Annotated in this window: 13 protein-coding genes; all 13 read right to left on the bottom strand. The window is 61.5% G+C overall.

What is annotated here, in order from left to right; translation table 11 throughout:
- Window positions 1-6: 6 nt before the first annotated feature.
- The 13 genes from IPM73_05075 to IPM73_05015 are packed head-to-tail and all read right to left on the bottom strand — an operon-like array spanning window position 7 to window position 12,933.
- A complete protein-coding gene (locus IPM73_05075; GenBank protein MBK8917435.1) occupies window positions 7-1,491 on the bottom strand; it encodes an NADH-quinone oxidoreductase subunit M in 1,485 nt (494 codons plus the stop codon).
- A gap of 21 nt (window positions 1,492-1,512) precedes the next feature.
- A complete protein-coding gene (nuoL, locus tag IPM73_05070; protein ID MBK8917434.1) occupies window positions 1,513-3,552 on the bottom strand; it encodes an NADH-quinone oxidoreductase subunit L in 2,040 nt (679 codons plus the stop codon).
- A complete protein-coding gene (gene nuoK / locus IPM73_05065) occupies window positions 3,552-3,863 on the bottom strand; it encodes an NADH-quinone oxidoreductase subunit NuoK (GenBank protein MBK8917433.1) in 312 nt (103 codons plus the stop codon). Before nuoK ends, nuoL begins: the two co-directional genes overlap by 1 nt.
- Before the next feature lie 13 nt (window positions 3,864-3,876).
- Window positions 3,877-4,473 carry an NADH-quinone oxidoreductase subunit J gene (locus IPM73_05060; GenBank protein MBK8917432.1) on the bottom strand — a complete coding sequence of 199 codons (597 nt, stop codon included), beginning with the start codon at window positions 4,471-4,473 and terminating at the stop codon, window positions 3,877-3,879.
- 11 nt (window positions 4,474-4,484) lie between these two features.
- A complete protein-coding gene (nuoI, locus tag IPM73_05055) occupies window positions 4,485-4,973 on the bottom strand; it encodes an NADH-quinone oxidoreductase subunit NuoI (GenBank protein MBK8917431.1) in 489 nt (162 codons plus the stop codon).
- Between the two features lie 10 nt (window positions 4,974-4,983).
- A complete protein-coding gene (gene nuoH, locus IPM73_05050; protein ID MBK8917430.1) occupies window positions 4,984-6,033 on the bottom strand; it encodes an NADH-quinone oxidoreductase subunit NuoH in 1,050 nt (349 codons plus the stop codon).
- On the bottom strand, window positions 6,034-8,367 hold the full coding sequence (locus IPM73_05045; GenBank protein ID MBK8917429.1) for an NADH-quinone oxidoreductase subunit G: 2,334 nt from the start codon (window positions 8,365-8,367) through the stop codon (window positions 6,034-6,036).
- Between the two features lie 33 nt (window positions 8,368-8,400).
- Complete coding sequence (gene nuoF, locus IPM73_05040) at window positions 8,401-9,729, bottom strand: NADH-quinone oxidoreductase subunit NuoF (GenBank protein ID MBK8917428.1); 1,329 nt, start codon at window positions 9,727-9,729, stop codon at window positions 8,401-8,403.
- A complete protein-coding gene (gene nuoE, locus IPM73_05035) occupies window positions 9,729-10,202 on the bottom strand; it encodes an NADH-quinone oxidoreductase subunit NuoE (GenBank protein MBK8917427.1) in 474 nt (157 codons plus the stop codon). The genes nuoF and nuoE overlap by 1 nt, the downstream gene beginning before the upstream one ends.
- Window positions 10,202-11,455, bottom strand: coding sequence for an NADH-quinone oxidoreductase subunit D (locus tag IPM73_05030; protein ID MBK8917426.1), 1,254 nt, complete (start codon window positions 11,453-11,455; stop codon window positions 10,202-10,204). The genes nuoE and IPM73_05030 overlap by 1 nt, the downstream gene beginning before the upstream one ends.
- Entirely contained in the window at window positions 11,448-12,053 is a 606-nt protein-coding gene (locus tag IPM73_05025) for an NADH-quinone oxidoreductase subunit C (GenBank protein ID MBK8917425.1), read from the bottom strand. The genes IPM73_05030 and IPM73_05025 overlap by 8 nt, the downstream gene beginning before the upstream one ends.
- Before the next feature lie 19 nt (window positions 12,054-12,072).
- A complete protein-coding gene (locus IPM73_05020) occupies window positions 12,073-12,549 on the bottom strand; it encodes an NADH-quinone oxidoreductase subunit B (protein ID MBK8917424.1) in 477 nt (158 codons plus the stop codon).
- 9 nt (window positions 12,550-12,558) lie between these two features.
- The gene (locus tag IPM73_05015; protein ID MBK8917423.1) at window positions 12,559-12,933 is read right to left on the bottom strand and encodes an NADH-quinone oxidoreductase subunit A; all 375 of its coding nucleotides are present in this window, start codon (window positions 12,931-12,933) and stop codon (window positions 12,559-12,561) included.
- Window positions 12,934-13,003: the final 70 nt, after the last annotated feature.

Below are 13,003 nucleotides of genomic sequence, written 5' to 3'. Positions count from 1 at the left end.
TACCGTTTATTGGATCTTGCTGATGGCGACGTGCTGCAGCAGGTCGTTGACCGATGCATGCATGACTTCGGTGAAGGGTTGCGGATAGACCCCCATCCAGAGGGTGCCGGCGGCCAGCAGGGCGAGAATGAGGAATTCCCGCTTGTTGATATCGCTCAGTTCGGCGACATGGTGATTGCCGATGTCGCCGAAGACCACCCGCTTGTACATCCAGAGGTTGTAGGCGGCGCCCATGATCATGGAAGAGGCAGCGGCGAACGCGACCCAGAAATTGAACTCGACGGCACCCAGGATGACCATGAACTCACCCACGAAACCCGAGGTGGCCGGGAGGCCCGAGTTGGCCATGGCGAAAAGCATGAAGAAGGCGGCAAACTTGGGCATGGTATTCACCACACCGCCGTAATCGGCGATCTGCCGGCTGTGCACCCGGTCGTACATGACGCCGATGCAGAAGAACATGGCGCCGGAAATGAAGCCGTGGGAAATCATCTGCACCAGAGCGCCCTCGACCCCCATGGCGCTGAACATGAAGAAGCCCAGGGTGACGAAGCCCATGTGGGCGATGGACGAATAGGCCACCAGCTTCTTCATGTCGGCCTGGACGAGGGCGACGAAGCCAATATAGACGATGGCGATCAAGGACATGGCGATCACCAGCCATCCCAGTTCGTGGCACGCATCCGGAGCGATGGGTAGCGAGAAGCGCAGGAAACCGTAGGCACCGAGCTTCAGCGCGATGGCTGCCAGGACGATGGAGCCGCCGGTGGGCGCCTCGACGTGGGCGTCCGGCAACCAGGTGTGGACCGGCCACATCGGCACCTTGACGGCGAAGGCGATGAGGAAGGCCAGGAAGAGCCAGACCTGGGCGCCCAGAGGAATGGGCAGCTTGTGCCACTCCAGGATTTCGAAACTGCCGTTGGACTGGACGAACAGGTACATCAGGGCGACCAGGAAGAGCAGCGAGCCCAGGAGGGTATAGAGGAAGAACTTGAAGGCCGCATACACCCGGTTCGGACCGCCCCACACGCCGATGATGAGGTACATCGGGATGAGGGAGGCTTCGAAGAAGACGTAGAACAGGATGCCGTCGAGGGAGGCGAAGATGCCATTCATCAGGCCGGACATGATGAGGAAGGCGGCGTTGTACTGGGCGACCTTCTGCTCGATGACCTGCCAGCCCGCCAGAACCACGATGACGGTGACGAAGGCGTTGAGGATGACGAAGAGCATGGAAATGCCATCGACACCCAGGTGGTAATTAATGTTGAAACGGGGAATCCAGGGGCTGAGTTCGACGAACTGCATGGCGCTGGTGGACATGTCGAACCCGGACCACAGCGGCAGGGTGACCAAAAATCCGACCAGGGCGCCCACCAGGGCCAGCCCGCGCGCCAGCGGGGCATTGCGGTCGGAGCCCGTGGCCAGCACCAGGAAGCCGGCGAGGATGGGAATCCAGATCGAGAGGGAAAGCAGCGGGGTGTTGGACATGTTTTTCCTAGCTTTTCTACCTTAGGCGCGGTTGATCCACAGGGTCATCAGCACGAAGAGGCCGATGATCATGGTGAAGGCGTAGTGATAGACGTAACCGGTCTGGAAGAGGCGGGTGACCGCGGAGACGAGGCCCACGAGCTTGGCCGAGCCGTTGACCACGACGCCGTCGATGACCGCGACGTCGCCGCCCTTCCACAGACCCTTGCCCAGGAGACGCGCGCCAGCGGCAAAGAAGGCTTCGTTGAACTTGTCGAAGTAGTACTTGTTTTCGAGCAGCGTGTAGAGGGGCATGAGCTTCTTCTGGATGGCAGCCGGGATGTCGGGTCGCTTCATGTAGAAGAACCAGGAGAGCACGACACCGCCCAGGGCCAGGAAGAACGGCAGGGTGGTGAGCGCGTGGACGCCCATGGCCGCGGCGCCGTGGAAGTGCTCCTTGAGGTGTTCCATGGCGCTATGGGCTTCGTGGTCAATGTGGATCACACCCTTGAAGTAGTCACCGAAGAGCATGGGCTCGATGGCGATATAGCCGATGGCGACCGAGGGAATGGCCAGCAACACCAGGGGCAGCCACACCACCCAGGGGGTCTCGTGGGGCTTCTGGCCGGGAGCCAGGCCATGGTGATGGTCGTGGGTAGCCTCCTCGTCGTCATGGTCGCCGTGGTGCTCGTGGTGATGGGCGTCATCGGCCTTGCCGAAGCGCTCCTCGCCGTGGAAGACCAGGAAATACATGCGGAAGGAGTAGAAGGCCGTCACGAAGACGCCGGCCAGAACCGCGAAGTAGGCAAAGCTGGCACCGGGGATGTGCGAGAGCGCCACCGCTTCTATGATGGAATCCTTGGAGTAGAAGCCGGACAGGAAGGGCGTGCCGATCAGGGCCAGGGAACCGACCAGGGAGGTGATCCAGGTGATGGGCATGTACTTGCGCAGGCCGCCCATGTTGCGGATGTCCTGGTCGTGGTGCATGCCGATGATGACCGAGCCGGCGCCGAGGAACAGCAGGGCCTTGAAGAAGGCGTGAGTCATCAGGTGGAAGATGGCCACCGAGTAGGCGGAGGCCCCCAGGGCGACGGTCATGTAGCCGAGCTGGGACAGGGTCGAGTAGGCGACCACGCGCTTGATGTCGTTCTGGATGATGCCCAGGAAGCCCATGAACAGGGCGGTGATGGCGCCGATCACCAGGACCACGGAGAGCGCCGTGGTGGACAGCTCGAACAGGGGCGACATGCGGGACACCATGAAGATGCCGGCGGTGACCATGGTCGCCGCGTGGATCAGGGCGGAGATCGGGGTCGGGCCCTCCATCGAGTCCGGCAACCAGACGTGCAGCGGCACCTGGGCCGACTTGCCCATGGCGCCGATGAACAGGCAGATGCAGGTGACCGTCATCAGGGACCACTGGGCGGTGCCCCAGATGTTGATGGTGGTATCGGCCAGGCTGGGCGCCTTCTGGAAGACCGTGGCGTAGTCGAGGGTGCCGGTGTAGGTCAGGATCAGGCCGATACCGAGGATGAAGCCGAAGTCGCCGACGCGGTTCACCAGGAAGGCCTTCATGTTGGCGAAGATGGCCGTCGGGCGGGTATACCAGAAGCCGATCAGCAGGTAGGAGACCAAGCCCACGGCTTCCCAGCCGAAGAAGAGCTGCATGAAGTTGTTGCTCATCACCAGCATCAGCATGGAGAAGGTGAACAACGAGATGTAGCTGAAGAAGCGGTTGTAACCCGGATCTTCATGCATGTAGCCGATGGTGTAGATATGCACCATCAGGGAGACGAAGGTCACCACCAGCATCATGGTGGTGGTCAGGGTGTCGATCAGGAAACCGACTTCGAATTTGTAATTGCCGCTGGTGAGCCAGGTATAGACCGGGCCGTTGTAGGTGTGGCCGGCCAGCACGTCCTTGAAGATGATCACGGAGGCGATGAAGGCGATGGCCACCCCGGCAATGGTGGCGGTGTGCGCCACCCAGCGGGGGATGACGCGGCAGAAGAGGCCGGCGATCATGGCGCCGACCAGGGGCGCCAGGGGGACGAGCAGGTAGAGTTTCTGCATTTCCATGATTAACCCTTCAGGCTGTCCAGGTCATCCACATGGATGCTCTTCAGGTTGCGGAACAGGACGATCAGGATGGCCAGGCCGATGGCGGACTCGGCCGCCGCGACGGTCAGGATGAAGAAGACGAAGACCTGACCGGAGAGATCCTGCAGGTAATGCGAGAAGGCGACGAAGTTCATATTCACCGCCAGCAGCATCAGTTCGATAGCCATGAGGAGCACGATCAGGTTCTTCCGGTTAAGGAAAATGCCGACGACGCTGATGGCGAACAGAATCGCGCCCAGAATCAGAAAGTGGGACAGAGTGAGTGTGAGCATGGTCTTCCCGGGTTCAGTCTTTCTCGACCGGCATTTGCAGCACGCGAACGCGATCCTTTGCCTTCACGAATACCTGCTGGTTCGGGTTGGTGTACTTGGTCTTCTTGGGGCCACGGTAGGTGAGGACGATGGCCGCGATCATGCCGACGAGCAGAACGATGGACGCCAGCTCGAAGGGGTAGACGTAGTCGGTGAACATCAGGGCACCGATGCTCTTGGTATTGGAAATTCCCGCCGGGGTCATCGCCTCGGCAGCAGGGACCTGGAAGTACTTGCTGCCCAGCACCAGCCCCATTTCGAGAACCATCAGAATTCCCAGCAGGGCCCCCAGGGGCAGGTACTGCCAGAAGCCCTGCCGGATGCGGTCGATGTTGATGTCCAGCATCATCACCACGAAGAGGAAGAGCACCATCACCGCGCCGACGTATACAAGGATGATGGCGATGGCCAGAAACTCGGCCTGCAGCAGCGCCCAGATTCCCCCGCAGGTGAAGAAGGCGAGGATCAGGTGCAGCGCGGCGTGAACCGGGTTGCGGGCGGTGATGACCCTGAGGCTGGCGAAAATCAGGATCGCCGACAGGAAGAAGAAGACGAAGGTTTGGAAGTCCATCGCGATGCCTGTTAGCGGTATTGGGCGTCCTGCTCGCGGTCGGCGGCGATCTGCGCTTCGTAGCGGTCGCCGTTGGCCAGGAGCATGGGCTTGGTGTAGTAGAGGTCGCCGCGCTTTTCGCCGTGGTACTCGAAAATGCGGGTTTCGACGACGGCATCCACCGGACAGGCTTCCTCGCAGAAACCACAGAAGATGCACTTGGTCAGGTCGATGTCGTAGCGCGTCGTACGGCGCGAGCCGTCATCCCGCGGCTCGGCCTCGATGGTGATGGCCATGGCCGGACAGATGGCCTCGCACAGCTTGCAGGCGATGCAGCGCTCCTCCCCGTTGGGGTAGCGGCGCAGGGCGTGCAGGCCGCGGAAGCGCGGGCTCATCGGCGTTTTTTCCTCGGGATACTGCACGGTGATCTTGCGGGCGAAGAAATACTTGCCCGTCACCGACATGCCCTTCAACAGCTCCTTGAGGAGCAGGCTGTTGAAGACTTCCTTCATCGAACCCATGAAGCTCTCCTCACTTCCAGATGGTGAGCGGGGACATCATCCACACGCCGACCACCACAAGCCAAACCAGACAAAGCGGCACGAACACCTTCCAACCCAGGCGCATCAACTGGTCATAGCGGTAGCGGGGGAAAGTGGCACGGAACCAGAGGAAGAGCAGCAGCACGAAGGACATCTTGGCGAACAGCCAGAGGATGCCGTCGGGCAGGAAGCCCACCGGCGACAGCCAACCCCCCAGGAACATGATGGAGGTTAGGGCCGACACCAGGATCATGTTGGCGTATTCGGCCAGGAAGAAGACGGCGAAGGCCATGCCGGAATAATCGACGTGGAAGCCGGCGACGATTTCCGACTCACCTTCGGCCACGTCGAAGGGTGCCCGGTTGGTCTCGGCCACGCCGGAAATCAGGTACACCAGGAACATGGGCAGCAGGGGCAGCCAATTCCAGGAGAGGAAGGAAAGGCCTTGACTGGCGAACATCCCCTTGTCCTGGGCATTGACGATCTCCACCAGATTCAGGCTGTTGGAAACCATCAGCACGCAGATGAGCGAGAAGCCCATGGAGATTTCGTAGGACACCATCTGCGCGGAGGCGCGCATGGCACCGAGGAAGGCGTACTTGGAGTTGGACGCCCAGCCGGAGAGGATGATGCCGTACACCCCCATGGAGGTGATGGCCATGATGTACAGCAGGCTGGCGTCGATGTTGGCCAGGACCAGGCTGTCGGTGAAGGGCACCACGGCCCAGGCGGCCAGGGCTGGCGCGATGGCCAGCATGGGGGCGATGAGGAAGATCGCCTTGTTGGCCCCCGTGGGGATGATGATTTCCTTGAGGAGCAGCTTGAGACCGTCGGCGATGGGCTGGATCAGACCCCAGGGACCGACCCGGTTGGGGCCGATACGCACCTGCATGTAGCCGATCACCTTGCGCTCGGCCCAGGTCAGGTAGGCAACGCCCAGCATCAGCGGGGCGACGATGATGACGATCTTGATCAGGGTCCATACGGCGGGCCAGGCGCCACCGAACATGCCCGTTCCGAAATTCATCAGTGCGTCCATTTATGCACGCTCCACGGTAATGGCGCCGAACATGTCGCCCAGGGCAGCCGTGCAGGCGTGGCCAGTGGCGACCCGCACGCAACCAGCGGGGACGCCGTTGTCGGCGACTGCCACCAGGTTCGCACTCCCCTGCCCTTGCGTGACCTTGACGGTCGCGCCGCCGGCGAGGCCCAGCTGGGCCAGGGTGGCATCGTTCATGCGGGCCGTCGGTGCCTTGGCATCGGCGGTCTGCTGCAGGGCCGGCGCCCGGCGAACCATGACGTCGGTGAAATTGATGGGCACGTCGGCAATACGTTGCAGGCCGCTGGCGGCTGCACCGTTGAGGCCGATGGAGACGCCATTGAGTCCGTTGTCGAGGCCGGCGACGAACTCGACACCCTTGCCCAGGGCCTCGTCGCGTACCGCCTCGCTGGTTTCGTAGGCGAAACCGCCCAGATTGAGGACGTTGCCCAGAACGCGCAGCACCTTCCAGGCCGGACGGGCGTCGCCCTTGCCCTTGACCACGCCATTGAAACTCTGCACGCGGCCTTCAGTATTGACGAAGGTGCCGGAGGTCTCGGTGAAGGGTGCGATGGGCAGCATCACGTCGGCGTATTCCAGGGCCGGCGCGTGCTTGAAGGCGGACATGAAGACCACCAGGCTGGCCTGCTTGAGGGCACCGAGAACCCGCTGCGGATTGGCACAGTCGAATTCCGGCTCGAGGCCCATCAGCACATAGCCCTTGCGCGGCTGCTCGAACATGGTGCGGGCGTTGGCGCCGCTGGGCAAGGCCCAACCGGCATGGCCGCCGACGGTGTTGGCCGCTTCGCCGAGGAAACCGACGCTAGCATTGGTCAGCTTGCCCAGTTCCAGAGCCAGGGCATGCAGTTGGGTCGCATCGGCACACTGGGTGGCGACGTTGCCGAGGAAGATGGCGCGCTTGTCACCATCGACCAAGCTCTGGGCGATGGCCTTGCAGGTGTCGCAGGGGGCGATGGCCTCGAGGCCATCCGGAGCCGCGACACCCTTGATGTCGGCGGCAGCCTTGACCACGGCGGCCAGATTATTGACCAGCGCGGACGGCGCCACGGTCAGGCGGGCGTGGAGCTTGATCAGTTGATCGTCGCCCGCCACGGAAAGCAGGCTGACCTTGGTGTATTTCTTGGCAGCCTGGCGCAGGCGCTGGGCGATGAGCGGGTGATCCTTGCGCAGGAAGGACCCCACCACCAGAGCAGCGTCTAGATCCTTGATCTCGGCCAGCTTGAGGCCCAGCCAGGGGGTCCCGGCGCGCTTGAAGTCGCTGCCGAAGTCGGACTGGCGGGGACGGAAGTCGATGTTGCCGGAACCCAGGCCCTTCATGACCTTGCCCAGCAGGAACAGCTCTTCCACGGTGGAAGCGGGCGAAGCCAGCGCCGCCAGCGCGTCACCGCCATGCTCGCGGGCGATGTCCTTCAGACCGTGAGCGACGTAGTCCAGCGCCACGTTCCAATCCACCTCACGCCATTGACCGCCCTGCTTGACCATGGGCTTGGTCAGACGGTCATCGGAATTGAGCGCCTGGTAGGCGAAGCGTTCCTTATCGCAGATCCAGCACTCGTTGACCGCCTCGTTCTCCCGGGGCAGAACGCGCATCACGGCATCGTGCTTGACCTGGACCACCAGGTTGGCGCCGACGGAATCGTGGGGGCTCACCGACTTGCGGCGCTGCAGTTCCCAGGAACGGGCGGTGTAGCGGAAGGGCTTGGAGGTCAGGGCGCCGACCGGGCAGAGGTCGATCATGTTGCCCGACAGTTCGGAATCGACGGTGCGGCCGAGGAAGGTCTGGATCTCGGAGTGCATGTTGCGGTTGGCCATGCCGAGTTCCATGATGCCGGCGATTTCCTGGCCGAAGCGTACGCAGCGGGTGCAGTGGATGCAGCGGCTCATCTCCTCCATGCCCACCAGGGGACCGACTTCCTTATGGAAGACGACGCGCTTTTCCTCGGTGTAGCGGCTCTTCATGGGGCCGTAGCCGACGGACATGTCCTGTAGCTGGCATTCGCCGCCCTGGTCACAGATGGGGCAATCCAGGGGGTGGTTGATGAGGAGGAACTCCATCACGCCCTTCTGGGCCTTCACCGCCAGTTCGGAATGGGTAAAGACCTTCATCCCGTTGGTCACCGGCGTCGCACAGGCCGGCAGGGGCTTGGGCGCCTTCTCCACCTGCACCAGACACATGCGGCAGTTGGCGGCGATGGAAAGTTTCTTGTGGTAGCAGAAGTGCGGAATGTAGACCCCCACCTGCTGCGCGGCATCCATCACCGTGCTGCCGTCGGGCACTTGCGCCTTTTTGCCGTCGATCTCGATTTCTAGCATGTCGCTACCTTGTAGCCAGTCTTGTGTGGGCCGTCAGGCCGGAATCTTGTGGAAGCCGCTGCCGGCCCACTGGACATCCTTGGGAACCAGACAGGTCTTGTTTTCGATGTGGTACTCGAACTCGCTGCGGAAGTGCTTCAAAAAGCTCTGCACGGGAAGCGCGGCGGCATCGCCCAGGGCGCAGATGGTGCGGCCCATGATGTTGCCCAGAACGCTGTCGAGCAGGTCGAGGTCTTCCGGCTTACCCTGGCCGTGCTCGATGCGATGGACCACCTTGTACATCCAGGACGTGCCTTCGCGGCAGGGCGTGCATTGGCCGCAGGACTCTTCGTAATAGAAGAAGGACAGGCGCTCCAGAGCCTTGACCATGCACACTGTCTCGTCCATGACGATGACGGCTCCGGAACCCAGCATGGAACCGGCCTTGGCGATGGAGTCGTAGTCCATGGTGGATTGCATCATCACGTCGCCGGGAACGACCGGGGCGGAAGAGCCGCCTGGAATGACTGCCTTGATCTTGCGCCCGCCACGCATGCCGCCGCACATTTCAAGCAGGGTTGAAAACGGCGTACCCAGGGGGATTTCGTAATTGCCGGGACGATTGACGTGGCCCGATACGGAGAACAACTTGGTGCCGCCGTTGTTGGGCTTGCCCAGGTTGAGGAACTCTTCGCCGCCCATCTTCAGGATGAAGGGAATGGAAGCGAAGGTCTCGGTATTGTTGATGGTGGTCGGCCGGCCATAGAGACCGAAGGACGCCGGGAAGGGTGGCTTGAAGCGCGGCTGGCCCTTCTTGCCCTCGATGGATTCGAGCAAGGCAGTTTCTTCGCCGCAGATATACGCACCGTAGCCATGATGGGCGAAAAGCTCGAAATTGAAGCCGGACCCCAGGATGTTCTGGCCGATGAAACCGGCGGCGCGGGCTTCGTCGAGGGCCTCTTCGAAGCGCTTGTAGATTTCCCAGACCTCACCGTGGACATAGTTGTAACCGCGGTTGGCCCCCATGGCGTAGGCGGCGATGGCCATGCCTTCGATCACCGAATGGGGATTGAAGCGCATGATGTCCCGGTCCTTGAAGGTGCCGGGCTCGCCCTCGTCCGTGTTACAGACGACGTATTTGTCGCCGGGGAAGGAACGGGGCATGAAGGACCATTTGAGGCCGGTCGGGAAGCCGGCGCCACCGCGGCCGCGCAGGACGGACTTCTTGACCTCGCTGATGACGTCTTCCTGGGTCATCTTGGACTCGAGGATACGCTTGAGCTGGGCGTAGCCACCGCGGGCCACGTAGTCCTTGAGGCGCCAGGTGTTGTCGCCGTCGAGACCGGCCATGAGGACCGGATTGATCGCACCGAGCATGGCCATTACTTGCACTCCTCCAGCAGCTTGTCGATCTGCTCGGGCAGCATGTGGTTACACATGGAGCGGTTATTGACGATCATCACCGGGGCGTAGCCGCAGGAGCCCATGCACTCGCCCTCCTTCAGGGTGAACTTGCCGTCGGGTGTCGTCTCGCCGTAACCGATGCCAAGCTTCTGCTGCAGATACTCCCCGGCGTGATAGCCGCCGGACAGCGCGCAAGGCAGGTTGGTGCAGACGGTGATCTTGTACTTGCCGACCGGCTTCAGGTCGTACATGTTGTAGAAGGAAGCCACCTCGTAGGCCGCGATGGGCGGCATACCGAGATAGTTGGCGACGGCCTCGATGGTCTCGGGGGCCAGCCAGCCTTTTTCTTCCTGGGCGTGGGCGAGGCAGGCCATGGAGGCCGACTGTTTCTGGTCGGCCGGATACTTGGCGATCTCGCGAGCGAATTTCTGGAGGGTTTCAGCGGAAAACATCAGCGGTCGATCTCGCCAAAAACGATATCCTGGGAGCCGATGATCGTAACGACGTCGGCAATCATATGGCCGCGGGACATTTCGTCCATGCCGGCCAGGTGGGCATAGCCCGGAGCACGGATCTTCATCCGGTAAGGCTTGTTGGCCCCATCGGAAATGAAGTAGATGCCGAACTCGCCCTTCGGGTGCTCAATGGCCGCGTAGGCTTCGCCCGGCGGCACGTGAATCCCTTCGGTAAACAGCTTGAAGTGGTGGATCAGCTCTTCCATGTTGGACTTCATGGCCTCGCGGGAAGGCGGAGCGACCTTGTGGTTCTCGGTGATGACGGGGCCCGGGTTCTTGCGCAACCAATCGATACACTGCTTGATGATGCGGTTGGACTGGAGCATTTCTTCCATGCGCACCAGATAGCGGTCGTAGCAGTCGCCATTGACGCCGACCGGGACGTCGAAATCGACCTTGTCGTAGGCGGCGTAGGGTTGCTTCTTGCGCAGATCCCAGGCGATGCCCGAGCCGCGCAGCATGGCGCCGGTGAAGCCCATCTGCATGGCCCGCTCCGGCGTCACCACACCGACATTCACCAGGCGCTGCTTCCAGATCCGGTTGTCGGTCAGCAGTGTGTGGTACTCGCCGTGATAGGTCGGGAAGCGGTTGGTGAAATCTTCGAGAAAATCCAGGAGCGATCCGCTACGGTTCTCGTTGAGTTCCCTGGCCTTCTTGGCGCTGGTCCAGGTGGAAGGCTCGTATTGCGGCATGCGGTCCGGCAGGTCGCGATAGACGCCCCCCGGCCGATAGTAGGCGGCATGCAGGCGGGCTCCGGAGACGGCCTCGTAGGCGTCCATGAGGTCCTCGCGTTCGCGGAAGGTATAGAGGGCCATGGTCATGGCCCCCACGTCCAGCGCGTGACAACCGATCCACAGGAGGTGATTGAGGATACGGGTCACCTCGTCGAACATAGTGCGGATGTACTTGCCGCGCTCGGGTACTTCGATACCGAGGAGCCTCTCGCTGGCCAGACAGTAGGCGTGCTCATTGCACATCATGGAAACGTAGTCGAGACGATCCATGTAGGGCACGGACTGGACCCAGGTGCGGGTCTCGGCCAGTTTTTCGGTGGCGCGGTGCAGGAGGCCGATGTGCGGGTCGGCCCGTTGAACGACTTCGCCGTCCAGTTCGAGCACGAGACGCAAGACGCCGTGGGCCGCCGGGTGCTGCGGGCCGAAGTTCAGGGTGAAATTGCGGATATCAGCCATGGGCGGCATCCCCGTAGGTGTCTTCGCGCACGATGCGCGGAGTGTTTTCACGCGGCTCGATGGTGACCGGTTGATAGATGACGCGTGCCTGATCCGGGTCGTAACGCATTTCCACGTTGCCGGAGATCGGGAAGTCCTTGCGGAAGGGATGGCCGATGAAGCCGTAGTCGGTGAGGATGCGGCGCAGGTCGTCATGGCCGATGAAGGCGATGCCGTAGAGGTCGAAGGCCTCGCGCTCGAACCAGTTGGCGGAAGTCCACACACCGGTCACGGAATCCACGGCGGGGAACTGGTCATCCTCGGCAAAGACACGAACCCGCAGTCGCCAGTTGTTGGCGATGGACAGGAGATGAGTCACGGCGGCAAAGCGCTTGCCTTGCCAGACGCTGTCGCCGTAGGTGGAGTAATCGACACCGCACAGGTCGATAAGCTCCTCGAACTTGAGCGTGGCATCGCTGCGCAGCGCCCTCATGACGTCAAGGTAGTCTGTGGCCGCAACTTCGATGGTCACTTCGCCCAAGGCGACTTTCAGGGACTTCAGCTTGTTGCCGAAGGCATTTTGCAAATTCTGGCTAAGCGTTTCCAGCTTGGCTGACATGATTGATCGGCCTCGGCAATTAACGGGCGATGGTATTGGTACGGCGTATCTTGTTCTGCAACTGGATGATGCCGTAGAGCAAGGCTTCCGCCGTGGGCGGACACCCGGGGACGTAGATATCCACCGGCACGATGCGGTCACAGCCGCGCACGACCGAATAGGAATAGTGGTAGTAACCGCCACCGTTGGCACAGGACCCCATGGATATCACCCAACGGGGCTCGGCCATCTGGTCATACACTTTGCGCAACGCTGGCGCCATCTTGTTGGTCAGAGTGCCAGCGACGATCATCACGTCGGACTGCCGCGGGCTCGGCCGGAACACGACGCCGAAGCGGTCCAGATCGTAGCGGGAACAGCCCGCATGAATCATCTCCACCGCACAACAGGCCAGACCGAAGGTCATCGGCCAAAGCGAACCGGTGCGCATGTAGTTGATCAGCTTGTCGGCCGTGGTGGTGACAAAACCTTCCTGGAGGATACCCTCAATGCTCATGGTTCAGCCCTATTCCCATTCCAGCGCACCCTTGGCCCAGGCATACACATAGCCAATGACCAGGATGGTGACGAAGACCAGCATTTCGATGAAACCAAAGAGTTTGATGCTCTCGGCCGCAACGATGTCCTTGAAAATCGTCGCCCAGGGGAAGAGGAAGGCGATTTCCAGATCGAAGAGAATGAAAAGGATGGCGATCAGGTAATAGCGCACATCGAACTTCATGCGCGCGTCCTCGAAGGCCTCAAAGCCGCACTCGTAGGGAGAGAGCTTTTCCGGGTCCGGCCTGTGGGGAGCCAGAATGAAACCCATGGCGACGGGCAGAACGCCAATGGCGACCCCCACCAGGACGAACATCAGGATTGGGAAATAGGCATCCATGATCCGCCGTCTATATTCAGTTTGTTGTCGCGATATCCCGACCGGAAAAACCGGAAAGGGACTCCCGTATTCT

The organism is Betaproteobacteria bacterium (genome assembly GCA_016720065.1).
Taxonomy (GTDB): domain Bacteria; phylum Pseudomonadota; class Gammaproteobacteria; order Burkholderiales; family Rhodocyclaceae; genus SSSZ01.
The sequence above is the reverse complement of the archived record's forward strand: the minus strand, read 5'-3'. Positions and strand labels throughout refer to the sequence as shown.